At 71.7% G+C, this 26,391-nt stretch carries 19 protein-coding genes and 1 pseudogene; 11 read left to right on the top strand and 9 right to left on the bottom strand.

The features are described from left to right. Positions 1–65: 65 nt before the first annotated feature. Positions 66–806 carry a class I SAM-dependent methyltransferase gene (locus tag ACZ601_RS16175; protein ID WP_440573031.1) on the bottom strand — a complete coding sequence of 247 codons (741 nt, stop codon included), beginning with the start codon at positions 804–806 and terminating at the stop codon, positions 66–68. Between the two features lie 179 nt (positions 807–985). Continuing rightward, a complete protein-coding gene (locus ACZ601_RS16170) occupies positions 986–1,693 on the bottom strand; it encodes a TetR/AcrR family transcriptional regulator (protein WP_469538022.1) in 708 nt (235 codons plus the stop codon). 131 nt (positions 1,694–1,824) lie between these two features. Between ACZ601_RS16170 and ACZ601_RS16165 the strand changes: the two genes are divergently transcribed. Then, positions 1,825–2,958, top strand: a complete 1,134-nt coding sequence (locus tag ACZ601_RS16165; protein ID WP_469538019.1) for an FAD-dependent oxidoreductase — start codon at positions 1,825–1,827, stop codon at positions 2,956–2,958. Positions 2,959–3,153: 195 nt separating this feature from the next. Here the strand turns inward: ACZ601_RS16165 and ACZ601_RS16160 are convergent, their stop codons facing one another. Both ACZ601_RS16160 and ACZ601_RS16155 read right to left on the bottom strand, forming a co-directional pair. Further along, entirely contained in the window at positions 3,154–3,972 is an 819-nt protein-coding gene (locus tag ACZ601_RS16160) for a hypothetical protein (RefSeq protein ID WP_469538016.1), read from the bottom strand. Between the two features lie 6 nt (positions 3,973–3,978). Next, complete coding sequence (locus ACZ601_RS16155) at positions 3,979–4,365, bottom strand: hypothetical protein (protein ID WP_440573035.1); 387 nt, start codon at positions 4,363–4,365, stop codon at positions 3,979–3,981. Positions 4,366–4,431: 66 nt separating this feature from the next. On the opposite strand from ACZ601_RS16155, the gene ACZ601_RS16150 reads away from it, so the two are divergent. The 3 genes from ACZ601_RS16150 to mug all read left to right on the top strand — a co-directional run bounded on the left by ACZ601_RS16150 (position 4,432) and on the right by mug (position 11,545). Beyond that, positions 4,432–9,054 carry a CHAT domain-containing protein gene (locus ACZ601_RS16150; RefSeq protein WP_469538013.1) on the top strand — a complete coding sequence of 1,541 codons (4,623 nt, stop codon included), beginning with the start codon at positions 4,432–4,434 and terminating at the stop codon, positions 9,052–9,054. A 465-nt stretch (positions 9,055–9,519) separates the two neighbouring features. Further along, positions 9,520–10,962: an adenylosuccinate lyase gene (purB, locus tag ACZ601_RS16145; RefSeq protein ID WP_073736229.1), complete on the top strand. Its 1,443-nt coding sequence runs from the start codon at positions 9,520–9,522 to the stop codon at positions 10,960–10,962. 19 nt (positions 10,963–10,981) lie between these two features. Next, entirely contained in the window at positions 10,982–11,545 is a 564-nt protein-coding gene (mug, locus tag ACZ601_RS16140) for a G/U mismatch-specific DNA glycosylase (protein ID WP_469538010.1), read from the top strand. A gap of 195 nt (positions 11,546–11,740) precedes the next feature. Here the strand turns inward: mug and ACZ601_RS16135 are convergent, their stop codons facing one another. Together ACZ601_RS16135 and ACZ601_RS16130 are read right to left on the bottom strand one after the other, a co-directional pair. Further along, entirely contained in the window at positions 11,741–12,478 is a 738-nt protein-coding gene (locus tag ACZ601_RS16135; RefSeq protein WP_469538008.1) for an ABC transporter permease, read from the bottom strand. 2 nt (positions 12,479–12,480) lie between these two features. Next, positions 12,481–13,416 (bottom strand): ATP-binding cassette domain-containing protein, encoded by a 936-nt coding sequence (locus ACZ601_RS16130; RefSeq protein WP_469538005.1) that lies wholly within the window; start codon positions 13,414–13,416, stop codon positions 12,481–12,483. A 108-nt stretch (positions 13,417–13,524) separates the two neighbouring features. Between ACZ601_RS16130 and ACZ601_RS16125 the strand changes: the two genes are divergently transcribed. From ACZ601_RS16125 to ACZ601_RS16115, 3 genes are all read left to right on the top strand, one after another. Continuing rightward, positions 13,525–14,697 (top strand): sensor histidine kinase, encoded by a 1,173-nt coding sequence (locus tag ACZ601_RS16125; protein ID WP_469538003.1) that lies wholly within the window; start codon positions 13,525–13,527, stop codon positions 14,695–14,697. Between the two features lie 4 nt (positions 14,698–14,701). Next, positions 14,702–15,352 carry a response regulator gene (locus ACZ601_RS16120; protein ID WP_469538000.1) on the top strand — a complete coding sequence of 217 codons (651 nt, stop codon included), beginning with the start codon at positions 14,702–14,704 and terminating at the stop codon, positions 15,350–15,352. A gap of 289 nt (positions 15,353–15,641) precedes the next feature. After that, a complete protein-coding gene (locus tag ACZ601_RS16115; RefSeq protein ID WP_440573042.1) occupies positions 15,642–16,799 on the top strand; it encodes an ROK family transcriptional regulator in 1,158 nt (385 codons plus the stop codon). A 53-nt stretch (positions 16,800–16,852) separates the two neighbouring features. Here ACZ601_RS16115 and ACZ601_RS16110 read toward each other — a convergent pair whose 3' ends face one another. Both ACZ601_RS16110 and ACZ601_RS16105 read right to left on the bottom strand, forming a co-directional pair. Continuing rightward, positions 16,853–17,620 carry a GntR family transcriptional regulator gene (locus ACZ601_RS16110; protein WP_311306996.1) on the bottom strand — a complete coding sequence of 256 codons (768 nt, stop codon included), beginning with the start codon at positions 17,618–17,620 and terminating at the stop codon, positions 16,853–16,855. A gap of 307 nt (positions 17,621–17,927) precedes the next feature. After that, a complete protein-coding gene (locus tag ACZ601_RS16105) occupies positions 17,928–18,812 on the bottom strand; it encodes an RNA polymerase sigma-70 factor (RefSeq protein WP_469537996.1) in 885 nt (294 codons plus the stop codon). A 153-nt stretch (positions 18,813–18,965) separates the two neighbouring features. Between ACZ601_RS16105 and ACZ601_RS16100 the strand changes: the two genes are divergently transcribed. Continuing rightward, the gene (locus ACZ601_RS16100) at positions 18,966–19,796 is read left to right on the top strand and encodes an alpha/beta fold hydrolase (RefSeq protein ID WP_469537994.1); all 831 of its coding nucleotides are present in this window, start codon (positions 18,966–18,968) and stop codon (positions 19,794–19,796) included. A 57-nt stretch (positions 19,797–19,853) separates the two neighbouring features. On the opposite strand, the pseudogene ACZ601_RS16095 reads toward ACZ601_RS16100, so the two are convergent. Continuing rightward, a pseudogene (locus tag ACZ601_RS16095) lies at positions 19,854–20,702 on the bottom strand (DMT family transporter); the annotation flags it as partial. A gap of 47 nt (positions 20,703–20,749) precedes the next feature. On the opposite strand from ACZ601_RS16095, the gene pdxR reads away from it, so the two are divergent. From pdxR to ACZ601_RS16080, 3 genes are all read left to right on the top strand, one after another. Continuing rightward, positions 20,750–22,219, top strand: coding sequence for a MocR-like pyridoxine biosynthesis transcription factor PdxR (gene pdxR / locus ACZ601_RS16090; protein ID WP_469537991.1), 1,470 nt, complete (start codon positions 20,750–20,752; stop codon positions 22,217–22,219). 129 nt (positions 22,220–22,348) lie between these two features. After that, positions 22,349–23,725, top strand: coding sequence for an SWIM zinc finger family protein (locus ACZ601_RS16085; protein ID WP_469537989.1), 1,377 nt, complete (start codon positions 22,349–22,351; stop codon positions 23,723–23,725). Next, positions 23,722–26,388, top strand: coding sequence for a DUF7824 domain-containing protein (locus ACZ601_RS16080; protein ID WP_469537986.1), 2,667 nt, complete (start codon positions 23,722–23,724; stop codon positions 26,386–26,388). Before ACZ601_RS16085 ends, ACZ601_RS16080 begins: the two co-directional genes overlap by 4 nt. The last annotated feature ends 3 nt before the right edge of the window (positions 26,389–26,391 follow it).

The raw sequence follows: 26,391 nt of genomic DNA, 5'->3' as shown, positions 1-26,391 counted from the left end.
CCGCTCGTTCACCGCCTACCGATCAACCGGGGAGGGGTTACTTCCACGCTTCGGTGCGGCGCTGCTTACGGTTTGTGGGTCACCCAGAGCACTTCAGCCGGCCAGCGGTGTCCCCAGTCGGGCGGGTCGGTCTGGTTGTAGCCGTTGGCTGTTCCGGGTCCGGGCCGCGGCTCGATGAGGTCGTCGATGACGAGACCCGCGCCGCGCAGGACCCTGATCCAGTCGCCGTAGGTGAGCTGATAGCTGACCGCGCCCTGGTCTTCGGCGATGCTGTCCAGCCCGAAGTAGTCCTGGTGCAGCGTCGTGGTCGCGCGGCCGGCGGCTTCGTCGTAGCAGGCTTCGAACCATGGGCTGGCGACGTTGAACACCAGCCGCCCACCGCGGCGCAGGACGCGTGCGGCCTGCGGGACGGCCAGCTGCGGGGGCGCCCAGCTGAGCCCGCCGTAGTCGCAGAACACCAGGTCGAAGCTGTCGGCGGCGAACGGGAGGTGTTCGGCGGCTCCTTGCACCAGCGGGTAGCGGGCCGCTCCCATCGCGCGGGCTGCCGCGGCGAGCTGGGCCTCGGACAGGTCGAGCCCGACCACGGTGGCGCCCTCGGCGGCGAGCGCCCTGGACCACTGGCCGGCACCGCAGCCGAGTTCGAGGACGCGCTTGCCGGTGACGTCGCCCAGGGCGTTCAGGTGCGCGTCGGGGATGGCGTACGTGCCCCACAGCCGGGGCGTTGCGCCGATCTGCGGGTCGTGCTTGTGCTGGTAGGCGCCGCTGAACCGGTTCCAGAACTGCCGGTTGGCCGAAATACTGTCCACGCGCCGACTCAAGCACTGCCTGTCGAGACGGTCAACACGATTGCGCCGCGACCGGGAAGGTCCACCGGTTCACGGGTGTCCTGTCTGGCCGCAGATGCGATTGCCCTCAGATCACCCCACCCCATGCCGACAACGACGATCCCGGAAATTCGGCAGTCACTCGATCCGCCGGACAGCCCTCAGTCCGCTCCGGCTCCGCGCCCACGGTTCACGGCCTCAATGCCGGCGAGGATGAGGTCGACACCGGCGAGGAACTGCGCACGGTCGTCGTGATCCGGCAGTCGCTTCGCCGCACCGCGCGCCCAGGGGTGCTGCACCGGGTCGAGTTTGGCCCACTGCGCGGCGATCTCCGCGAGCAGACGGTCCCGCTCCACCTCGGCTCCGGCGAGCACGCGGGCGTTGGCGGCGTTCTGCCCGGCGACCCCGAGGATGTAGTTCACGAGCGCGCCCGCCGAGTCGAACACGGCCTCCTCGGGCACATCGAGTGCCTGCAACTGCTCAGCGACGCTCTTGTAGACCTCCAGCAGTGTGGGACGCCAGGGCTCCCGGGTGAGCTGGGCACCGACCCAGGGGTGCGCGTCGATCGCGTCGAACAGGCCCAGGGCGAGGGCTCTCAGCGCTTCCTGGGGCTTCGCGTCGGCAGCGGGGCCGGCCACGACGCGGTCGATCACACCGTCGGCGGCCGCCGCGAGGAGGTCGCTCTTGTTGGCCACTCGGTGATAGATCGCCCCGTAGCCCGTGTGCAGGTGGCGGGTGAGCGCGCGGAAGGTCAGCGCCGCCTCGCCGCCGGTGTCAAGGATCTCGGTCGCGGCCTGGACGATCACCTCTTTGGACAGTGCGTCGGTGCGTCGCGCTGCACGAGGGCCCTCGGTTGTCATGTTCTTCATTCTGCCATATTGGATCGCCGCTCCAAAGGGACGCCCCAAGGTGTACCTTCTCTTGGATTGGCGATCCAAAGAGACTCTGGCCATTGGGTCAGCTCTGGAGAAGAAGCAGAAGAAGGAGAAGGAGAAGGATGATGACAGCACCGGTAGTCACGGTCGTCGGAGCCGGCCTCGGCGGTCTCGCGCTGGCCCGCGTCCTGCACGTTCACGGTATTGCGGCCACCGTCTATGAAGCGGAGGCCTCCGCGACCGCACGCGCTCAGGGCGGCATGCTCGACATACACCCTTGGAACGGCCAGCCCGCGCTGGCGGCTGCCGGGCTGATCGAGGAGTTCCGCGGCCTCGTCCTGGAGGGGCGCGAGTCCTACCGGGTCCTGGACCGGACGGGGTCCGTACTGCTCGACCTGCCCGACGACGGGACGGGCTCACGTCCGGAGGTACAGCGCGGTCAGCTGCGGCAGCTGCTGCTCGACTCGTTGCCGGACGGCACCGTCCGGTGGGGGCACAAGGTCACTGGTGTACGGGCCCTCGGCAATGGCCGCCACGAGGTGCGCTTCGCCAACGGCGGCACCGTCACCACGAGCCTGCTGGTCGGGGCCGACGGGGCGTGGTCACGGGTCCGGCCGGTCCTGTCGGACGCCACCCCGACGTACGCGGGCGTCACCTCCGTCGAGACCTTCCTGTCCGACGCGGCCAGCCGTCACCCCGCCGCCGCGGAAGCAGTGGGTCCCGGCTCGTTGTTCGCGCTCGCGCCGGGAAAGGGATTCCTCGCCATGCGGGAGGCCGATGGGAGCCTGCACTCCTACGCCCAGCTCGTGAAACCGCTCGGCTGGCCCGCCGACACGGACGCCTCCGACGCCGCGGCCCTGACGGCACGGGTCGTCGCGGAGTTCGAAGGATGGGCCCCGCAGCTCACCGCTCTCCTCACCGACAGCGACACCGCGCCGTTCCTGCGCCCCCTCCACACCCTCCCGGTGGGGCACCGCTGGGATCCGATGCCCGGGATCACGCTGCTGGGCGATGCCGCCCACCTCGCCCCGCCGAACGGTGAAGGCGCCAATCTGGCCATGCTGGACGGCGCCGAGCTCGGCCGGGCCGTCGCCCGGTATCCCGACGACATCGAGAAGGCGCTGGCCGAGTACGAGCAGGCCATGTTCGCGCGCGCCGCCGAAGCGGCAGGCGAGGACGTCTACGGCATCATGCTCGGCGACGGCGCACCCCACAGCTGGATCGCCATGATGACCGAGGATGACGGGCAGCCGTCATGAGCGCACTGGTCGTCAGCGCACTGGTCGTCGACGCCCGAAGCCCCGTTCAGGCCGGCTCAGTGGCGCGGCGGGGGCTGCAGACCGGCCACTCCCGGCGCTGGGCACCGGGCGGCTCCGTTCCCACGCGGTGTGCACGCCGTTCCCGCGCGGTGTGCACGCCGGCGGCTTCGCTGTCGTGTGCCCGAGCCTCCCGGTTCATGGCCGCGTGCCCGGCTCCCCCGTCCCGCGCAGCGTGAACGCCGCCTCCGTCGTACGGCACAGCGCCTGCACCGCCTGGCGCAGGGAGCGCCAGGAAGCCAGGCCCAGGAGGACACCGAAGGGAGCCGCGGGCCACCACCAGGCGCCGAGCACCGTGAATGCCGCGCTCCAGACGAGGCCTTCGCAGGCCGCGTCATAGGCGTCGCGGGCCTGGGCCAGCGCCGCGCGGGGCTGGTCGGCCGCACTGAGCAGGAGGACGGTCCAGCCTCCGGCGACGTCCCCGCCGGTCTGCCGTCCGACGTTCTCCTCGGTGTGGCGGAGGCGGTCGCCCGACCAGGTCGGGGACTTCGGCCGTCCGCCCGTTCCGGCCCGTGCGGCCCGTGCGTCGAGGCGGTCGGCACGCAGCGCGTGGCCGTCGGCGCGGGCGCGCACGGAGCGCCTGGCCAGCACATCCGGTTCGGCCCAGCGCCGCACCCGCCACCTGGTCACCCGCCGGCCCACCGGCATCAGCCACCACGGCCAGGCGCCCGCCGCGAGAGAGCCGATCGAGGCTGCCGCGTAGGGCACCGCGAAGGCGGCTCCCAGCACCGGCACCGCGACGAGTACGAGCGAGGCGACGGTGTCCGCTGTCGGGCCGCCACCCGTTCGCAGGGCATCGGCCATCCGCTCGCGCGCGAGGGCGATGTCGTTCCAGTGGGCATGGCCCAGATCCCCGCCGCCGACGACCGCGACGATGACGAACAGCGCGGCGGGGAGCAGCCGTCGCAGGAACCAGCCGTCGGGTATGCGCTTCTGCAACTCGATGAGCAGGCCCATCGCCCGTCAGCCGTCCACCAGTCGCATCGGACCTCCGGCCAGGTCACAGGCCGGTGTGGCGGTTGCCGTCCCGGCGCGCAGTTCGACCCGACCGCAGCGGCTCGTGGGGCAGACCCAGCCCACCGACTGCGGGGTGGGGGCGCCGGGCCAGTCACCGATGCCCATGGTGGCGGGCAGTCCGAGCCCGTTCGGCACGCCGGCCGCCTCGACCGCGTCGTGCAGCGCTCGTACGGCGTCCCGCCACTCGGCACCGGCCGGATCGGCGTCCCGTACGACCGGGAAGGCCGACTGCCATACGGCGGACGAGATGAGCGGACGCAGTTCCTCCACGTTGCGGCACAGGTACTCCACGGCGTCCTCGTACACGCCGTGCGCCTTCGCCCCGTCACCCACGCGGACCCCCTGTTAATCCGGTGCAGCCCAAGCTTCCTGACTGTTGATCAGACTAATGTAGGCGTGATGTCCGAGATTCGGGAACGAGTGGTCGAACGTCTCACCGCCGCGTTCGGCACCGGCGATGTCACACCTCTGCGCGGCCGGGAGGCGGTGGCCGAGGCACTGGCCCTGCTCGCCGAGGTGACATCTTCACCGGAGGAATCAATCGATCTCGACGCGGTGGCCGCCGTGTTCTGGACGTTCTGGGGCCGCCACCAGGGCGCCGAGGATCCTGACGCCGTGCAGAACACCGAGGTCGCGGTCTGCACCTTCGGTTTCCTGTGCCCGCGTCTTCCTCCGGAGGCCGGACTCCCCGAATCCCTCAGGGAGGGCTTCGACGCCACCGACCCGTCCCACGAAGCGCGCTTCGCGCACCTGGTGTGCTCGGTCCATGCCGGCGTCGCGGTGGACGGGGCGCCTCAGGAGCGGCCGGCCGCGCTCGACCGCGCGCTCGCCTGGTCGGACGCCGCCCTTGAACTCGTGGGTGCCGAAGAGCAGGTAGCGTTCGTTGAACTGTCCATCTACGCACACGACTTGTGGATGCTCCGGTTCCAGACGCAGGCCGACCCGGACGGACTGGCCAATGCCGCCCGTTACGGCCGGGAGGTGTGCAGGCGAATGGCCGTCGCGCCCGGCCTGTTCGACTCCGACTCGGCACGCGCCGCGACCTCGGCCTGTCTGCGCACGGTGGTCGACTCCGCCCGGCTCCTCGGCTCTCCCGGGCTCGCGCGGGTCGAGCGGCTGGTGGCGGCCGTGCCGGAGGATGCCGTTACCCCGGAGACCGCGGAAGGGCTTCGGTTCCTGCGGATGCTGGATGCCCAGCCGGTCACCTGGCCCGGTGAATTCGACCTGCACGTCGGTACGGCGATCGCTGACGCGGGCATCGCCGAGCAGGACGCGGGACGTGTCGCATGCGGCGTACGCCGGCTGCGGGCGGCCTACGCCGACACTCCGGCCGGTCACCCCGAACACGGCACGGTCGCCGTAGCCCTCGGCCGGGCGCTCAGCGCGCTCGCCCAGGCGTGCGAGGACGACGACACGGCCCTGGAGGCGGCCCTGCTGCTCGCCTCGGCCGGTGCCTTGAACGACGAGCACAGCGACATGCTGGCCACGTACCAGGAGTTCGAGTCGTTGCGCGAGAGCGACGATCCGAACGCCCTGAGACGGGCCGCGCCTCTCCTGGACCGCCTCGCCGTACAGGAGAGGGAGAGTGCCGCCCGCGAGGGCCGGCCGATCGACCTCGACATCGAAGCCCTCTCGCTGATCGGCGGATTCGACCCCACCGACCCCACCGACTCCACCGACTCCACCGACGATGCCGACGTCGCAGCCGGCGCCAACCCCGCGGCACGCGCCGACACCGGCTTCAGCGACCATGGCGACGCCGGCTCTGGGAAATTCGCCGAGGCCGACGCCGCGGAGCACGGCGCAGAACGCGCCGACGAGCGCATCAGCCGCTACCGCTCCGCCCTCGTCTCCCTCCCGGCCGATCACCCCAAGCGGCATGCGCACATCGCGGTCCTGGCCGCCCTCACCGGGTTGCGCGCCGAGGCCCTACGCTCCAGCGCGCCGGCCCGCGCCGAACTGCTCGACATCGAGTCCCGCGAGCTGACCGAGGAGGTGCTCACCACCGCCCCGCCCGGCTTCCCCGCGACGGACCTGCTGCGCCGCGGAATCCTGGACGTGGCGCTGCCCGTCGCGGTCCTCGCCGTCACGGCGGACATCACGCGGGAGGAGGACATGCCCGACGACATCCGCCGGACGCTCGACGCACTGTCCCGGATGTCCGGCATCCGCCTCGACCGCCCGGAACACCTCGACTCCGCCATCGCGACCCTCCGCGAGATCCTCGACTCCACGGACGATGACGACCCCGAGCTGCGCCGGCACCTGGCGGGAGCCCTCGGCAGCGCCCTGTCCGCCGGGACCGCGGAACGGCCCGATCCCGCTGTCCTCGAAGAGGTCGTACGACTGCTCCGCGAGGCCGGCGCCAACTCCGGCGGCTCACCCAGCGAGTACGACCGGACGCTCGCGCACGCCCTCAACATCCTGTCCCTCGGCTCACACGACGCGGAGGGCGCACGTGAGGCGGCGGCCCTGCTCGCCTCCGCACCCCCGCCGACTCCCGAGGAAGCGGCGCTTCACGAGGGCGCGGGCCTGACCCGGACCGATCAGAAAGTGCTGGCCGCCCGCGCGGAGTTCCACAACGCCCTGCAGAACTACGTGTTCGGCCATGACCCCGCACAGCTGGAACGGGCCCGGCGCATCGCCCACGCATTGCGGGACCTCACCCGGACAGGGGCGTCCGACGGGGCGGGCCCGCCCTGGTACGACCTGATGGGCGACGCCTATGTCGACCTGGTCGAATCCGTGGGGCCGGGAGGCCCTCGGCCCGACCTCGACGACGCGGTGGTCGAACAGTGCCGCAGGACGTTCGCCGCCTGTCCGGTCGGACATCCGATGCGGCCCATGACGGCGATGACGCTCGTCAGGGTCCTGATGCAGCGTTCCGTGGCTCTCCGCACCCGCGAACCGGAGAGGGCGCGAGCACTGCTCACCGAGGCACGGGCCCTGGAGAGCGTCCTGAAGGACGTGACGCCGGACGAGTCACCCGTCGACCTGGCCGACGTGATGGGGCCCATGTTCGACCTCATCGGCCTGGACCGCCTGCCGGAGATGTCCGCCACAGACGCCCGTGGCCCCGTGCACCCCCCGGAGACACCGGGGACGGACCACGCCTCCGGTCCCGTACCCGGCTCGGGGCCATCCAGCGCCGACGACGAAGCCCCGGACGGTTCCGAGCCGGCGCGGGGTGCCAATGTGCTGCTCGGCCCGCTCGCCGCTTTCGCGGACGGGCTCCGCTCCCGCCTCGCCGGCCGTGAGCCCGCCGCGGGCTGGGACGACCTCGTCGGCTCCGCGTGGATGCGCGCCAACGGCGAGATCGGCGCGGCGGCCCGCGAGATCGGCCGCGGGGAGCAGGGGATCGGCCCGGCGCTGACGCACCTCGAAGCGGCCGTCGAGGCGATGACCGGAATCACCGACCGGGGCAGTGACCAGACGTCCGCCGAGCACGGCCTGTCCATCTTCGAGGGCGACATCAGAGGACTCGTCGAGCTGATCCTCTCCACCCTCGAAATGCGCGAGTCCGCAGCGCAGATCGCGGAGCGGACGCGGCTCATGGAAGGGAACGTGCGAGCCCCGAGGGCGGGACAGGCGCCCGGCCCCGACGGCCTCCCCGCCCTGGACCACACGGTCCGGGGCCCGGACGTGGCACGCACCGCCGAACTGCTGGAGCGGGGCCGTGGCCTGCTGCTGGCGCGCCGCATCGAGGCCCGCGCCGACATCAGCGATCTGCAGGCCGCGTTCCCGGAACTTGCCGCATCCTTCCAGCGGTTGACCGACCGGCTCGACACCCGTTCCGAACCTGATGCCGGGACACCGGGGGCCGCCGAGTGGGCCCGCCTCGCAGCCCTGCGCGCGTCGAACGAACTGGACGATCTCGTACGGCACATCCGCACACGGCCGGGGTTCGAGGGCTTCCTGCGGCCGCTGACCACGGAGGGGCTCAGGGCGCTCGCCTCCGATGGCCCCATCGTCGTCCTCAATCACGGCAAGAACCGGTGCCACGCCCTCGTCATCACCCAGCAGTCGGTCGCCTCGCTGCCCCTCGCACCCGGGGCCGGCGAGATCACCGACGCGGCGCGCCGGCTGCGCGACGCCGTCGACGCCATCAACGCCAGGGGGATGTCCCGCCCCTCCCCGCTTCAGCTCGTCGCCGCGGCCCGGACGGTCCGCGAGACTCTGGCCTGGACCTGGCACCGGATCGTGCGCCCGGTCCTGGAGTCCGTCGGACCGGTGGAACCCGTCCCCCGTGGCGGCGCGTGGCCGCGCGTCTGGTGGGTGGCGACCGGTGCGTTCAGCGCCCTGCCGCTCCACGCGGCCGAATGCACGGCGCCCGACTGCTCGGAGGACGGCTGCGGCGCCGCCCTCGACACGGTGATCTCGTCGTACGCGCCCGGCCTGCAGACCCTCGCCTACGCGCGAGCACGCGCCCGGCAGCGCGATACGGCCGACCACGGCAGCGCGCTCCTCGTCGCCGCGGCCGAGGACGATCTCCCCGGCGTGGCGGCCGCGGCGGCCCACGCGGCCGAGCTTCTCGGTGCCCGGCCACCGCTGATCGGCCCGGCCGCCACTCGCGAGGCCGTGCTCGCCGCACTGCACGAGGCCTCGTGGGCGCATTTCGGCTGCCACGCGGCGTCGGACCCGGCGGAGCCCTCCGGCGCCCTGCTTCATCTGCCCAGTGGCGAGCCGGTCTCGGTCCTGGAAATCTGCCGGGTCCGCCCGCGCTCGGCACAGCTCGTCTTCCTCGCGGCCTGCGGCACCGCCCGCACGGCAGAACGCCTGGTGGACGAGGCCATCCACATCACGAGCTCATTCCTCCTTGCGGGATTCCCAACGGCGGTCGGCACGCTGTGGAAGATCGACAGCGTGCACGCGGACCACATGACGCGGGACTTCTACCGCCGCACGACCGCCCCCGACTGTCCGAATGCCGCGCACGCGCTGCACGACACGGTCCGCCAGCTACGACGCCGCATCCCGGAGAAACCGCACATCTGGGCAACGTACGTCCACGCGGGGGCGTAGCCCACGATCGTCTTCGGATCTCCATGCCGCAGGCTAGGCAGTAGCGCGGCTGAACAGGTACACAGATGCACACCGAGGCACCTGAGCGCCGAGCGCCGAGCGCCGAGCGCACCGAAACACACCACACACCACGCTTTCCGCTTCCACCCCGTCACTCCAGGTGCTCGAATCGGAAGCCCGGAACGACATCGCTCATGGCGGCGCCGCGCTTGCAGGTAGTGCGCACGGAGCCGGGTGCCTGTTCCTGTGCGTCGGCAACGGACCGGCCCGGGTCCGGCTCCTCTGCCCGGAGTGGATTCCCCTCACGATCCCGCCGGGGCCGTGATCACCGCCCCTGGGGCCGTTTCGTCTCACGGATGTCTCGTTCGCCGCGCGTGCGGCCGGGCCCAGAAGCCTCCGACCTGGACCTTCTGGAGCCGGTGCACGCTCACGAGCCGCTGGAGAAGACAGGTAAGCTCACGACACGTGACTGCTGTGTCTGCGAAGCCTCGCATCCCCAATGTCCTGGCCGGCCGCTACGCCTCCACGGAGCTGGCTGTCCTTTGGTCCCCCGAGCAGAAGGTGAAGCTGGAACGTCAGCTCTGGCTGGCGGTGCTGCGCGCCCAGAAGGACCTCGGGATCGAGGTACCCGACGCCGCTCTCGCCGATTACGAGCGCGTCCTCGATCAGGTCGATCTGGCCTCCATCGCTGAGCGCGAGAAGGTCACCCGGCATGACGTCAAGGCCCGCATCGAGGAGTTCAACGCCCTCGCCGGCCATGAGCAGGTCCACAAGGGCATGACGTCCCGGGACCTCACCGAGAATGTCGAGCAGCTCCAGATCCGGCTCTCCCTGGAACTGATGCGTGACCGCACCGTGGCCGTACTGGCCCGGCTCGGCAGGCTGGCCGGCGAGTACCGCGAGCTGGTGATCGCCGGTCGCTCCCACAATGTCGCCGCCCAGGCCACGACGCTCGGCAAGCGCTTCGCGACAGCGGCTGACGAACTGCTGGTGGCCTACGGCCGGCTGGAGGATCTGCTGGGCCGCTATCCGCTGCGCGGCATCAAGGGGCCCGTCGGCACCGCCCAGGACATGCTCGACCTGCTGGGCGGCGACGCCGGGAAGCTGGCCGACCTGGAGCAGCGCATCGCCGGACACCTCGGCTTCGCGCAGGCCTTCACCTCCGTCGGCCAGGTCTACCCGCGCTCGCTCGACTACGACGTGGTGACCGCGCTGGTACAGCTGGCCGCCGCTCCTTCCTCGGTCGCGAAGACCATCCGGCTGATGGCCGGCCACGAACTGGTGACCGAGGGCTTCAAGCCCGGTCAGGTCGGCTCGTCCGCGATGCCGCACAAGATGAACACCCGCTCCTGCGAGCGCGTCAACGGTTTGATGGTGATCCTGCGCGGCTACGCGTCGATGACCGGCGAGCTGGCGGGCGACCAGTGGAACGAGGGCGATGTGTCCTGCTCCGTGGTGCGCCGGGTGGCGCTGCCGGACGCGTTCTTCGCGTTCGACGGTCTGGTGGAGACCTTCCTGACGGTGCTCGACGAGTTCGGCGCCTTCCCCGCCGTGGTCGCCCGTGAGCTGGACCGGTACCTGCCGTTCCTCGCCACCACGAAGGTGCTGATGGGCGCGGTGCGTGCGGGCGTCGGGCGTGAGGTCGCGCACGAGGCCATCAAGGAGAACGCGGTCGCTTCCGCCCTGGCCATGCGTGAGCAGGGCACGGAGCGCAACGAACTGCTCGACAAGCTGGCCGCCGACGAGCGCATTCCGCTGGATCGCGCCCAGTTGGACGAGCTGATGGCCGACAAGCTCTCGTTCACGGGCGCCGCCGGTGACCAGGTCACGGCGCTCGTCTCCCGGATCGAGGAGATCACGAAGCAGCACCCGGAGGCTGCCGGGTACGCGCCCGGCTCCATCCTCTGATGTCGCGCGGCCCCGGACGATGACACCCGAAGAGCTCCAGGCCGCCCGTGGCCGCACTGTTCCCGATGTGGCTGCGGGCGGCCTTCGCGTGCTGTTCTGCGGAATCAATCCGAGCCTGATGACTGGTGCCACGGGCCACCACTTCGCTTTCCCCGGCAATCGCTTCTGGCCGGTACTCCATCTGTCGGGTTTCACATCGCGGCAGTTGAGGCCCTCCGAGCAGTCCGAGCTGCTCCAGTACGGGCTGGGTATCACCAACGTGGTCGCCAGGGCCACGGCCCGTGCCGACGAACTCACCGCCGAGGAGTTCCGCGCCGGGGGAGAGATCCTCACCGCCAAGGTGGAACGGCTACGACCGCAGTGGCTGGCGGTGGTCGGCATCACGGCCTACCGGACGGCATTCGGTGAACGGCGGGCCCAGATCGGGCGGCAGGAACGGACGATCGGCGGTGCCCGCGTCTGGGCTCTGCCCAACCCCAGTGGGCTCAACGCCCACTGGACCGCTCAGACGATGGCCGCGGAGTACGGACGGCTCCGCGGTGCTGTCACCGCGGGCTCTCTCACCAACTCCGCCGAGACCTGAGTCCGGGGCCTGAGCTCCGGCCGGAGTCCGGGCCAGGGTCCGGGGGCCGGGGCCGGGGGCCGGGGGCCGGGGCCGGGGCCGGGGCCGGGGCCGGGGCCCGACGTGATCAGCACGGGCGAGGCTGTCCGCCCCTCAGAGGCCTGGAGCGATGCGCGCACCGCTGCCTCATCCTCCCCCCTGGCGAGACTCCTGTGCTCAGGCGTCGCGGCGTCGGAGCGCCCACCATCCGGCCAACAGCATCGCCGCGGCCCAGCCGGCGGTGACGGCCAGTCCCGTCCATGGGCCCAGGCTGCCTTCCGGGTGCTGGTGAAGCACCAGCTGTCCGGCCCGGTCCGGCAGATAGTCGGCCGCGCCGCCCGCTACGTCCCCGACGACGAACGAGACGATCAGGATGAAGGGGATGAGCAGACTGAGCACGGCAATCGCGCTGCGCAGCAGTACGGTCAGCCCCGCCGCGAACAGTGCCATCAGCGCCAGATATATCGCTCCTCCGAAGGCTGCTCTCAGGGCGCCTGGTTCGCCGAGGCCGATGGCGTACTCCCCCATGAAGAGCTGTCCCGACAGGAACGAACTGAAGGTGGTGATGAGGCCGACCGCCAGCGCCGCTCCTCCGATGAGCGCCATTTTGACCGTGTAGAAGTGGGTGCGGTGCGGAACCGCCGCGAGCGACATGCGCAGCGCGCCATTGAGGTACTCGGATGAAATCGCCGTCGCGCCGAAGCTGATGGCCGCGATCTGACCGAAGTTCAGCGCGTAGAAGGCGCCGAAGACGAGTTCGGCGTCCGCTTCGTCGGCCTCGGCCTGACCGACTGTGGCGGAAGTCAGCACGGTGACGGCCATGGTGACGAGGAAGACGGCAATCAGGGATCCCCCGACGGAGCGCAGCGATCTGATCTTGATCCACTCGGAGCGCAGGAGTGCGGTTGTCGACATGGTCAGGCCTCCTGAGGTGTGGTGGGCGCGGCGGCGGAAGCGAACTCCGCGGCACCAGCGGTGAGATCCAGGTAGGCCTGTTCCAAGGTGGCCTGCTCGTCCATGAGCTCCAGGACCGCGATGCCCTCCCTGGCTGCCATCGCTCCGATTTCCTGCGCCTTGACGCCCTCGACGGTCCAGCGGCCGTCCTCACCTTGCGCCGCCCGGTATCCGCTGCGTGCCAGGACCTCGCCGAGCCGGGAGGCATCCGTGGTGCGCATCCGCACCCTGGGCCGGCTACGGGAGTCGAGAAACTCCTGCATCGGCAGGTCGATGAGGAGCCGGCCGCGCCCGAGCACGATCAGATGGTCGGCGAACGAGGACGTCTCGTTCATCAGGTGACTGGAAACGAGCACGGTACGGCCCTCACGGGCGAGTCGTTTCATGAGCTCCCGGATCCAGACGATGCCCTCCGGATCCAGCCCGTTCGACGGCTCGTCCAGCATGATCACGTCCGGGTCACCGAGCAGCGCCGCCGCTATGCCGAGCCGTTGGCGCATGCCGAGAGAGAACGTCTTGATCCGGCGTCCGCCCACCTGGGCGAGGCCGGCCTCCTCCAGCACCTCCTCGACTCGGCCGTGGCCGATGCGGTTGCTCGTCGCGAGCATCAGCAGGTGGTCGCGGGCCGTCCGCGAACCGTGAGCAGCCTGCGGATCGAGGAGTACCCCAACCCGGCGCAAGGGCTCGTTGAGGGCCGCGTAGGCCTGACCGCCGACGGTGGCGGAGCCGCCTGTGGGCCGGTCCAGCCCGATGGCCAGCCGCATGGTGGTGGACTTGCCTGCCCCGTTGGGCCCGAGGAATCCGGTGACCCTGCCGGGCCGCACGCTGAAGGTGAGATGGTCCACGGCGCGGGTCCCGCCGTAGTCCTTCGTGAGCTCGTGGACGTCGATACTGGTCATGTCCTCAGCCTGGCCGCCCGGCCGGCGACGATCCTCCCCCGCAGGAGTGGATCATCTCCCTCGCTCGGGGGAGCCGCCGCCCCGGTGCACGCTGGCACGATGGGCCGCATGCTCCGCTTCCTCCACCCGTTGACCGCGCAGGTCACCTACACCCGCTGGCTGCATCTGCTCATGCCGTCCGCCGCCGTGAGCGTGTGGCTGTTCATCTCGATGGACACGCCGTGGGTTCCCGTCGTCCTCGCGGCGCTGGTCGGCCTGATACCCGGCATGCGGCTCGCCGAAGGGATCCAGGCGCAGCTCCTGCTCACGCCTGCGGAGCGCGGCGCCCCCGACGCGACCATCTCTGCAGCGCCTTCCACTTCCTGGTCCGAGCGCTGGCGGACCGCGCTCTGGCTGGAGGTGCGACTGCTGTGTGCGGGCCTGGCCGGTCTCGCGACGGTGTGGCTGCCGGCCACGACAGTCGACCTCGTCCGTGCGGCGCTCGGTTCGGAACCGAGCGACGAATGGTTCGCCACTGGCCTCGGACCGCACTGGTGGGCTGTGTTCCTCGCGCCCGTCCCCCTGCTGATCATGTTTCCGGTGATCGTGGGCTGCGGGGAGCTGATCACTGCGGCGGCCCGCTGGCTGCTGGGTCCGACACCCGTCCAGCGACTGACCGTGCTGGAGGAGCGCACCGAACAGCTCCTGGAACGCAACCGGATCGCGCGCGAACTGCACGACTCGATCGGGCACGCCCTGACGGTGGCTGTGGTGCAGGCGGGGGCCGCCAGGGCGGCGCGCGACCCGGAGTTCACCGAACGGGCACTGGTGGCGATCGAGGAGACCGGCCGCTGCGCGCTCGAAGACCTGGAGCGGGTGCTGCGGGTGCTGCGCGAGTCGGGTACGCCGCCGGGGCAACGGCCGTCCCTGATCGAGGCGGACCGCTTGCTGGACTCGGCGCGGGGAGCCGGGGCCAAAGTCGATGCCGAGGTGTCCGGTCCCCTGGAGCAGGTTCCGGGGTCGGTGTCGCGTGAGGGGTACCGCATCCTTCAGGAGTCCCTTACCAATGCCCTTCGGCACTCGCGGGCCGCCCCCGTCCGGGTCCGGATCAGCGTGGCGGAGGGCCGTCTGGAGTTGGAGGTAACCAACCCGTTCACGGGTTCGACCGGTACACCTGGGGGTGGAACCGGGCTGCGGGGAATCCGGGAGAGAGCGGCCCTGCTGGGCGGAAACGCCAAGACGGGCCTGTACGAGGGGGAATGGATGGTGCACGCGAGCCTTCCGCTGGACCGCATACGCTGACCGGATGCCGGTTACCGTTCTTCTCGTCGATGACGAGCCCCTGGTCCGCGCGGGTCTGCGCGCGGTCCTGGAGGCCCAGCCCGATATCGAGGTCGTCGGCGAGGCGGGAGACGGAGCCGCGGTGATCCCCTTGGTCCGTCAGCTGCGGCCCGATGTCGTCGCGATGGACGTACGGATGCCGCTGATGGACGGGATCGAGGCGACCAGAGTGGTGCTGCGCACGGTGCCCGATCCGCCGAAGATCCTCGTGGTGACGACATTCGAGAATGACGAGTACGTCTACGAGGCGCTGCGTGCGGGGGCGGACGGTTTCCTTCTGAAGCGAGCCCGGCCAGCCGAGATCGTGAACGCGGTGCGGCTGGTGGCGGAGGGCGAGTCCCTGTTGTTCCCGGCGGCGGTCCGTCAGCTGGCCTCCGAGTACGGGACGAACAGGGCGCGCGAGGCCATGGACCGGGCTTCGCTCACCGAGCGCGAGGCCGCTGTGCTGCGGCTGATGGCCCGGGGGCTGTCCAACGCGGAGATCGCGGACAGGCTCGTGGTCGGTGTCCAGACGGTGAAGACCCATGTCAGCTCCGTATTGGCGAAGTTGGGCGCCCGGGACCGCACGCAGGCCGTCATCGCCGCCTATGAGTCCGGATTCGTCGCACCCAGCTGAGCCCGGACCGCACCAGGAACAGAACAGGACCACAACGCAGGCCGAAGCCGGACCGGAGCAGGACTCCAACACAGGCCGAAGCAGGACCACAACACAGACCGAAGCCGGGCTGAACCCGGGCCGACCCCGCGCTGAACCCGGGCCGGCAGTGGGGTGGGACCGGCGCGGAACCGGGCCGAGCGCAGGATGGTCCCGGGCCTTCGCGGGCGGCGTCGCGTCCCGCGGTCGCCCCGCCCCTGCGCAACGAGTACCATCCGCCTGACATGCGCACGAGCTGGGAGGACACACCGTGGGCCGGCTGACCGGTGGGGACCCGTCGTTGCTGCGTCGGATCAATTCCGCGGTGGTACTGCACGCCCTCAGGGGCGCCGGTTCCCCGACCCTCACGGACCTGACGCGGATCACCGGGCTTTCGCGGCCGACGGTCGAGGGCGTCGTGGAAGGGCTCTTCGAAGCCGGCCTGGTCGTCGAGTCGGCGCCCGACGGCGCCGAGGCACGACGCCAGGGACGCCCGGCCCGGCGTTTCCGGTTCCGGGCCGAGGCCGGGCACCTGCTGGGCATCGAGATCGGCCCGCACCGGGTCTCGGCGCTGCTGTCGGGCCTGGACGGCCGGATCATCGGCGCCGGCTCACGTGCGGTGTCCGAGACCGCCTGTGCCGACGACCGCCTCGACAAGGTGCGGGCCGTGGTCGCCGAAGTCCTGCGGCGGACCGGCGTGGCCCGCAGCAGCCTGCGGGCGGTCGGGGTCGGCAGCCCCGGCATCGTGGAGGCCGACGGCACGGTCAGGCTGGGCACCGCGCTTCCGGGCTGGACCGGGCTGGCCCTCGGTGAGCGGCTGCGGCGGTCCTTCCGCTGCCCTGTGCTCGTGGAGAACGATGCGAACGCCGCGGCGGTCGCGGAGCACTGGAAGGGCGCGGCCACCGAGTCCGACGACATCGTGTTCGTGCTGGCGGGGCTGAGTCCTGGAGCGGGGTCGCTGATCGGCGGACGACTGCACCGCGGCTTCGGCGGTGCGGCGGGCGAGATCGGCGCGCTGCATCTGCTCGGCCGTGACGTCACACCGGAGCGGCTGCTGTCCACGACGGACACTCCTCTGGACCCGCTTGACGAGCATGCGGTGGCTGCGGTGTTCGCGAAGGCGCGGCACGGTGACGAGCAGGCGCAGGCGGCGGTCGAGCGCTTCATCCAGCGGCTGGTCCACGATGTCGCCGCGCTGGTGCTGGCGCTCGATCCTGAGCTGGTGGTCGTCGGAGGGTGGGCGGCCGGTCTGGACGGGGTGCTCAACCCGCTCCGCGGTGAGCTGGCCCGCTACTGTCTGCGGCCCCCACGGGTGGCGCTGTCATTGCTCGGCGAGGCGGCTGTGGCGACGGGGGCGCTGCGGCTGGCGCTCGACCACGTGGAAGAGCAGTTGTTCGCGGTCGAGGGAACGGTGACGGCCCGCCGCTGAACGCGACGGGCCGTAGGGCGCGAGTCCCGGCGGGCGCGCCGGGAGGCAGCCGGTCAGGAGGCCTGGCGCTCCTGCTCGTGGTGGCTGATCTCCACGTCGCCCGAGTCACCGAAGGTGAGCCGGCAGGTGTCGGCCCGGTAGGTGGCGATGGAAACGGCCGCCGTGCCGCCTGCGGCGAGGTAGCGGGTGGTGACGACGAGGACGGGGGCCCCCGGAAGCCGGTCGAGCTCCTTGGCATCGTCCGCGCGGGCCGAGCCGAGCTCCACCGAGCGGTCCTGCCCGTCGAGCCCGAGCCGGTGCAGTTCACGCACGACACCACGGGCCCTGGCGGAGCCGGACGGTGCGTCTATCGCGGAGAGCTCGGGAACGGAGGACGACGGCACGTACAGCAGCTCCGCCGCGACGGCCTGCCCGTGCGAGACGCGGATCCGTCGCACGACGTGGACGAGCTCGTCGCCTGCCACGTCGAGCACATCGGCCACCGCCGCGGGGGCGGTCGCGGTCCGGCAGTCCACCGGCTGCCACGCCTCGCCCGCGCCGCCTCCGCTCCAGTCGTGCTGAGCGGTGGAGACGGCCACACCCACGCGCGGCGGCGCGACCGTGGTCCCGACCCCCCGCCGGCGCTGCAGTCTGCCTTCGAGTTCGAGCTGCTCCAGCGCCTGCCGGAGCGTGGCTCGGGCGACGCCGAACCGGGCGGCGAGGTCCCGCTCGTTGGGGAGGATCTCCCCCACCGCAAAGTCCGAGTCGAGTGCCTCACTGAGCACGGTCTTCAGGTGCCAGTACTTCGGCTCCGGTACCGATTCCAGCTGCGTGGTCCCCACCCTTGTCCTCCGCAATCGCCCAGCGGGCGGCTTTTCCGCGACGTTATTTATTAAAGGTTCCTGTCTTAACGTTGCGACCATAGGACGACGCACCCCCTTGGTCAAGACCAATCCTTAGCCGGTAACCCTGTGAAACGGGTCGCTGTCGCAGAGCGTTCACAGGGCGTTCGCGGACCGGTGCGCCGTACGCAGCACAAAGCCCCACGTCCGAGCAGGTCCGTGGGGCTTCGGGAGCGTTCTGCGCACTGGCGGCCGACGGCAGCGCCCGGGCGACGACTTCACACAGAGGCAGCCGCGATAGAGCCGGTTATGATCCGGCGAAAGACGTGAGTTTGTCAGGGTTTCGAACGATATACACGCACTGGACAAGTCCGTCCCGTACATCCACCTGCATGGTGGAATCGGGGTTGCCGCCGATGAGGACCAGCAGCGCCGGCCCGCCGTTCAACTCAAGGCTCCGGATCTCCAGGTCCGGGACCGGTTCCTGCCCGATGGCGAGGAGGAAGCGGCTGACCTTGTCCGCGCTCTCCAGGATCCGAAGCGGCGCCTTCGACTTCCCGCCGCTGTCACCGACGAGGCGTACGTCCGGCGCGAGGAGCGCGAGCAGCGCATCGATGTCTCCGCCTGCGGCCGCCGCGAGGAATCGCTCCGTCAGGTCGCGGCGCTGGACGGGGTCGACGTCGTAGCGCGGTTTGCGCTCCTCCACATGGCGTCGGGCCCGCCCGGCGAGCTGGCGGACTGCCGCCTCTGTCCGGTCAAGTGCCGTGGCGATCTCGCCGTACGGAAAGCCGAAGGCCTCGCGCAGCACGAAGACGGCGCGCTCCAGCGGGGACAGCGATTCGAGGACGACGAGCACCGCGACGGAGACGGAGTCGGCGAGTACGGCCCGCTCCACCGTATCGGGCACCGCGGGACCGAAGTCGGTGACGAGGGGTTCGGGCAGCCAGGGCCCCACGTACGCCTCGCGCCGCGACCGGAGCTGACGCAAGCGGTCGATGGCCAGCCTGGTAACGGTCCGCACCAGGAAGGCGCGTGGCTCGCGGACGTCCTCCCGCACCACGGACGACCAGCGGAGCCACGCCTCCTGGACCACGTCCTCCGCGTCGGCGATCCGGCCGAGCATGCGGTAGGCGACCCCGGTGAGCACGGGTCTGTGCTCTTCAAAGACGTCGGTCACGATGTCGGTTGTCACCGCCCCATCCCAGCCGACGGGCCGCGCGGTGTCCAGTTCGAATCGTGAGGACCTCTTGAACTCCAAGCTACCTGACGGTAATTGTTGTTGACGACTTGTCTAAGTCGTCGGCAGGTGCGGCCGAGCCGTGCCGGAGCATCCGGGAGTATCCCCATGGCAACCATGGCCTCGTTCACCGTCGGTACACCCGGCGGGCCCCGGCCGGTGTCCCTCGCGTACGAGCGCACAGGTGCCGGGGAACCGCTGCTGCTTCTCCACGGCATCGGTCACCACCGCCAGGCCTGGGACCCGGTGATCCCCGTTCTCGCCGTGGAACGGGACGTCATCGCCGTCGACCTGCCGGGCTTCGGCGCCTCGCCCGCGCTGCCCGACGGTCTCCCGTACGACCTGACGACCGTGGCGTCACTGCTGCGCGCCTTCTGCGAGGAGCTGGGCCTGGACCGCCCCCATGTCGCGGGCAACTCGCTCGGCGGGCTGCTGGCGCTGGAGTTGGGGCGCGAGAAGCGCGTGCGCTCGGTGACGGCGCTCTCGCCCGCCGGGTTCTGGACCGAGCGCGAGCGGCGCTACGCGTTCGGCACGTTGCGCGCCATGCGGCTGGCCGCCGGTTCCCTACCACTGCCGCTCATGGAGCGGCTCTCCCGCACACCGGCCGGCCGGGCGGTGCTGACCAGCACCATCTACGCCCGGCCCGGCCGCCGTTCACCTGAGGCTGCGGTACGGGAGACGGTCGCCCTGCGCGAGGCTGCCGGCTTCCACCAGACCCTGGCCGCCGGCCGCGATGTCATGTTCACCGACGACGTGCCGGGGCTGCCGGTGACCATCGCGTGGGGCAGCGGCGACCGGCTGCTCCTGCGCCGCCAGGGGATCCGGGCCAAGCACACCGTTCCCGGTGCCCGGCTGGTCCGGCTGCCCGGCTGCGGGCATGTCCCGATGAGCGACGACCCCGCTCTTGTGGCGCGGGTCGTTCTCGACACCAGCCGCTGAGTCCGGGACGGGCACGGCCTTCCGCCGGTTCAGGACACCGGAGCCGAAGGCCACGCCCAGCCCGACCAGGCAGCTGCCGGCGGCCTGCGCGACACCGTAGGAGCCGGTGCCGACCAGGGGGGCGGTGAGCGCGGCGGAGACCGGGACCAGCCCGCAGAAGAGCGTGGCGCGCTCGGCACCGATGCGCTGCAGGCCCATGTACCAGCAGACGAACCCGATGACCGTGACGACGGCGGCCTGCCAGAGGAGCGCCACCGCCTCACCGCCCGTGGGCATCGGCAGGAAGCCTCCGCCGTCCAGCAGCAGACCCAGTACGACCGACTCGACCGCGGCGATCACACAGACCGTGGCGGACAGCAGCCGTGGACCGAGCGGCCGCAGGACGGGTACGGCGATGACCGCGAAGCCCACCTCACCGGCCAGCGCGCCGACGGAGCAGAGGATGCCGGCCAGGTCGGTACGGCCCCAGCCCTGCACGGTGAAGGCTCCCGCGGCGACCAGCCCCGCCGCGTAGATCACGGGGCGCGTCGGCCGGCGCCCGTCCAGCAGCGGCACGAGCACCGCCACGACGATCGGGGCGCACCCGACGAAGACGCCCGGAACAGCGGGTTCCGCACTCCGCTCCGCGGTCAGGACGGCCAGGTTGAAGCCCACCATTCCGACCGCCGCGAGCAGGCCCAGTCGCGCCCACTGGCGGCCGCTGAGCGTGCGCAGCGTGGCCGTGGGCGGGGGCGCCCCGCCCCGTCGCAGAAGAGGCAGGAGCAGCAGGCCCGCCAGTCCGTAGCGCAGCGCCTGGCCGCCCGCGTACGGGTAGTCGCCGAGGACGCTGTTGGCGGTGAAGGAGGCACCCACGAGGGTGCAGGCGAAGGCGGCGAGCAGTGCGCCGCGCAGACTTGTCGAATTCATGGTGCCAACGCTAGGGAGCGCGGCGGTCCGGTTTAAGGTCCACTTCCATGACGTCTTCGGGGACCAATCCAGGACCGGACAGCGACGGCAGCGGGGGCGAGGGTGGACGGGAACCGGTCTCCGCCGCCTGGGAGCTGCTGCTTCCGGCGGCGTCCGCCCCGGCCCGCGGTCGTGGTCGCGCCCTCCAGTCGGCGTTGCGCGACGCCGTCCGCTCCGGCCGTCTGACGCCGGGGACCCGGCTTCCGTCCAGTCGTGAGCTCGCGGCCGATCTCGGCGTCTCACGGGGTCTGGTCACCGAGGCGTACGAGCAGCTGACCGCCGAGAGCTACCTGCACAGCGGGCGCGGGGCGGGTACCTGGGTGAGCGGTTCGGTGCGGGCCGCCGCGGACCGGGCCCGCGATCTCGCGCCGCGCGGCCCCGGCACCCTCGTCGACTTCCGGCCCGGTACGCCCGACCTCTCGCTCTTTCCGCGCAGTGCCTGGGCCGCCGCTCACCGTTCGGTGCTCGGCAGGCTGCCGCACAGCGCCCTGGGCTATCCCGATCCTCGTGGACTGCCCGAGCTGCGGGTCGCGCTGGCCGCTCTGCTGGCGAGGCGTCGCGGGGTGGTGGCCGATCCGGAGCGCCTGCTGGTCTGTTCGGGGGTGGCGCAAGCGACGACGCTGCTCGGGTTCGTACTGCGCGAACGCGGGTTGCGCACGGTCGGTGTCGAGGATCCGGGGAGCCCCGAACACGCCACGCTCTTCGCCTCGACGGGCCTTGCCACGGCCCCGCTGCCGCTCGATGACGAAGGACTGGCCACGGAGCCGCTGACGCGCTCCGGGGTACGTGCCGTGATGACCACTCCGGCCCACCAGTTCCCCACCGGAATCGCGTACTCCGCCGCCCGCCGGAGCCGGCTCCTGGACTGGGCGAGGGACGTGGACGGGGTGATCATGGAGGACGACTACGACGGTGACTTCCGCTACGACCGGGCGCCCGTCGGAGCGCTGCAGGGGCTGGATCCGGAACATGTCGTGTACACCGGGTCCGTGAGCAAATCGCTGGCACCCGGCCTGCGGCTGGGCTGGCTGCTGGCACCGGCTTCGATGACGGACGAGATCGTCGACCGCAAGCGCACGATGGATCTGGGTAATCCTGCCGTCGACCAGGCGGTTCTCGCCGATTTCATCACCCGGGGCGGCTATGACCGTCAGCTGCGGCGCTGCCAGCGCGCCTACCGGGCGCGCCGCGACACCCTGACCGCCGCGCTGGCCGAGCACTTCCCCGGTACCGAGGTGAGCGGTATCGCCGCGGGGCTTCACATCATCGCCCGGCTGCCCGAACGGTACGGTCCCGAGGCCGGTTTCGCCGCCCGCGCCGCCGAGGCCGGAATCGCGCTGCGGCTGATGAGCGACTGCGGAACCGTGCGTCCGGCGGACCGTTCGGTGAGCCTGGTGCTGGGTTACGCGCAACTGGCACCGGTGGACATCGCGCGGGGGGTACGGCTGCTGGCGCAGGCTCAGCAGGGGCTGTGCTGAGGGGAATCCGGAATGGGCCGTTCGCCTCGCGCTCATCCATCCGTCCGGCTGCCGGCCGGCAGCTCCGGAACCGTGCCCTCCGGTCTCGCTCCGGGTCCGTTGTCAGTGGTGGGTCCTACCGTTTTGTTCATGACCCGATCCGTACAGGCGCTGGCCTACTCACGTCCGTCCGTTCTCAAGTCCTCGCAGGCCGGGCAGTTGCTCGGTCTGGAGACGGCGGGTGGTCTCACGCCGCGCGGCGCCGAGCCGCATCCCCGGTTCTTCGAGGGTTTCCTCACCTCGCCCCGGATCGCGGCCCGCGGGCTGCTCGCGGTGGCGGACGTGGCGGCCGCGCGCTACTACCAGCGGACGCTGATGTCCTCGCTGGACCCTGTGGTGACGGGAAACGGCGACCGGCTGCGCTTTGAGTCGTTCTCCGGCTGCTGCGGGGTGTACGCCCGCCTGGACGTGCTGCGGGACGGACTGGACGGGGCGGAGACGGGACACGGCACGACCAATGTCGATGTGAACAATCCGCTGCGCGAGGCGCTTTCACGGATAGCGGGCGACGATCCGCTGCATCTGCGGGTGGGGCCTCAGGAGCTGGCGGTCACCACGCTGGAGGGCCGTGTCGTGGAGAAGAAGGTTCCGCTGCCGGACCGGTGGCTGCGGGGTTTCGCCGAGGCTCAGGTGGCCTCCGCCGCCTTCGATCTCCGGGCCGAGCTCCCCGCTGCGGAAGCCGTCCGGTTCCTGCGGTCGCTGCCCCGATCCCCGGGCAGGGCTTCGCGGGGCGCCCAGTGGGTGATTCCCGCCGGGAAGACCCTGCGGCCGACGACGCGGCCGGTGGCGGGGGCCGTCTGCCTGCCGGGCCCGGAGCGGCTGGTCGCGCTCCAGCGCGTTCTTCGGCACGCGACGGCGCTGCGGGTGTACGGACCGGCGGCGGAAGGCGCGGCGACCGCGAGTGCCTGGGAGGTGGTGCTCCCAGGCATGCGGCTCACGCTGACGCTGTCGCCGGACGCCTCTCGCGGTTTCTCCGGTGAGGGCGGCGTACTGGAGGCACTCGCCACCGACGACGCCGCGGCGGACGCCGAGCTGATCTCCGTACTGCTGGCCTGGGAGCCCCGGATCGACCCCGCAGAGCTGGCCGAGCAGTCGGGCCTGCCGGTGGATCGGGTGCGGGCGGCGCTCGTCCGGCTGGGAACGGCGGGCCGCGTGGGCTACGACCTCGCGGACGCGGCCTACTTCCACCGCGAGCTGCCGTACGACGCGGACCGGGCCGAGCGGCACAACCCGCGCCTGGTGGCCGCGCGGCGGCTGGCCGAGGCCGGCGCGGTCGTCCTGGACGGCGATCTGGCGTCCGTGACCTCCGGCGACCAGCGCTACCAGGTCCGCCGGAGCGACGGCGGCGCACTGAGCTGCACCTGCCAATGGTGGGCCGACTACCGGGGCCGGCGTGGTCCCTGCAAACACGCGCTCGCGGTCCGGATGACCGGCCGGGGCACGACGGTCGTCGCAGGTGCGCGATGAAGGAGCTGCTCACGGCCGTGCGCGAAGGCCGCCATCGGGACGTGCCCGGCCTGGTGGCCCCGCTGGACCGGGCCGAACGCAGGCTGGCGCTGGCCGAGTTGAAGGCGGTGCGCAAGGAAGCCCGGGACCGGGACGGGCGCGAGCGCACCAGAACGCTGAAGGCCGTGCTGGTCGCGGGCGCCGGCTGCCACACCGGGGCGGCGGGCTGTGCGGCCTGGATCGGTGCCCGGGAACTGCGCGAGTGGGAGCATTCGCCCTATCCGTGGGTACTGAAAGCGCTGGCCGATCGTGAACCGGTCTGGCTCGCCGATCTCGCCCACCGGCTGGCCGCCCGCTCCGTCGATTCCGAGGCGGAGTACCGGCTCGTCGTCGAACTGGTGCGGATGGCGGACTGCCCGCTCCCTGCCTCCGACGGCATCGTCCGCGGCTGGGCCGAGCGGATCAACTCCGCACGGTGGCAGCGACGACCGCACCCGCCACTGACCGGTGTCCTGCGCGCCGAACCGCACCTCGGCGTCCTCGCGCCGCATCTCCTGGACCTGCCGGAGCTGCCCGCTCCCGTGACCTGGGCCGGTTACCCGGACCCGGACGACAGCTGGCCGTCCGCACTGGCCACCCTCACCGCGGAGGGTCTGCTCGACCGGACCCTCCTCCTGGAGCGCTGCACCACCCGCCTGCTGCGTGGCGGGAAGAGCTCCGACCTGCGCTTCTGTCTACTGCTGCTGCGCGGTCTCGAACCCACCTCGCAGGAGGAGGCGGAACGGGCCGCCGACTGGATCGCCATGGCCGCGGACGGTCCCTCGCCGGTGGCCGGACACGCGCAGGAGGTGCTCGCCCGGCTGGACGGCCACGGCCTGCTGTCCGTAGCCCAGCTGGCCGACGCCTCAGGTCCGGTGCTCTTCCGCACGGAGAAGAAGCTGGTCCGCGCCCAGCTGGTGCTGCTGGGAAAGGTCCTGCGCCGCGACCCGTCGGCTGCCGGACAGCTGCTGCCCGTGGTGGGCGAGGCCTTCGGCCACCCGGACATCGGGATCCAGGAACGGGCGCTCAAGCTCATCGCACGCCATCTGGCTTCAACCCCGCCCGCCATTCACCGGGCACTGGCGGACATGGCAGCACAGCTCGGTCCGTCACACCGCTCGGCAGCCGTCACCCTGTTCGGTGATCTGCTCGACGACGGACAGGAAGCCGACGCCTACGAGGAGATCCTGCCACCGGCTCCCGTCCCCCAACGCCTCGCCCCGGCCACGGAGAACACCGCAGAGCTCGTCGAGGAAGTGGTGGCCCTGGTGCGGTCCGGGTCGCGGGAGGTCCCCGCGTTCGAGCGGGCCCTGGACGGCCTGATCCGCTGTGCCCACACGGACCGGGCTGCCCTGGTCGAAGCCCTGCGCCCGGCGCTCGCCGGGATGTGGTGGGCATCGTCGGGTGAACAGGACGAGATCGACTGGCGGTTCATCAGGAATCATGACGGCCCGCACGTGGTCGTGGCGTCGCTGCTCGGACAGGTCCCGGAACAGGCCTTTGCCGAGGGCCGGGCCCGGTCGGCGGGAGCGGCCACCTGCTTCCACGCCGCCCTCAACGGGGTGACGTACGCGCGGCTGTGGGAGGCCGCTGCCGCGATACGGGCCGGAGAGCTGCCCTTCCTGCTGGCCACCCCGACCTGGCACACCGGCTCCCTGGACCCGGTGGAGCTGGTCGACAGGCTCCACCGGTACCGGGAGCTGGGGATCGAGCCCGGACCTGCGGACTTCGCGCAGGCCCTGCTGCGCGTCCGGCGCACGGGTGGTGACGAGGCCGCCGGCCGGGCCGCCGGGCTCGGTACCGCGGAGGGTGACCGGCTGGCCGCCTGGATCCGGGCCGACGATCCCGTGGCGCCGGTGCTCCGCCGGCCTGTGGAGACCGAAGCGCCCGCGGAGCGGGGCTGGTTGCGGCAGTCCGCGGCCGGAGCCCGGCGCGTCCTGCTGGCCACCAGGGAGCGCCTGGTCATCCAGCAGGAGTTTCCCCGCGCCTTCCACTGGCTCGGGCGCCCGCACTCCCCCGGATCGCAGACCTGCTACCACTGGGGCAGCGGCTCCCCGCAGTGGACGGCCGTGCTGCCCGAGGACAGCGAGACGCTGGCGGCGTGGCTGCTGCCCTTCGTCGCCACATGTGCCGAGGACCAGCGCGGCGGCGCGTCGCCCCTGCCGGCCCTCGTCGAGACCGGAGCGCCCGTCGGCAGCGCCATCCATCTCGCGCTGGGGTACGGGCTCGGAGCCCGCTATCCGGAGGACCGGCTGTCGGCCGTGGACGCCCTGCTGGTCCTCGCCGCACGGGGGCGGCTCGATGCGGCGCTCCTGGGCGGGGAGCTGACCGTACTCATCGACCGGGAGCTGGTGAAACCCGGACGGCTGGCGAGTTCGGCGGCGGCCGCGGCCGACACCGGCGCCTGTCGGACCGTGTTCGCGGTGCTGGTGCCGGTGCTGTCCGCGCTGCTGCCCCGCGAGCGGGCGCCCCGGGGGCTGAGCGATCTGCTGGCTGTGGCCGCGCAGTGCGCGGAACGCTGCGGTGCGCAGGAGACCGGACCGATAGCCGGTCTCGCCTCCACCGCCGCACGCGGCGGATCGACGCAACTGGTACGGCAGGCGGCGCGGCTCCAGGCCGTCTGGGACCGGTCGGAGTCGGCCTGAGCA

Source organism: Streptomyces sp. NPDC104307 (assembly GCF_055584045.1).
The sequence above is the reverse complement of the archived record's forward strand: the minus strand, read 5'-3'. Positions and strand labels throughout refer to the sequence as shown.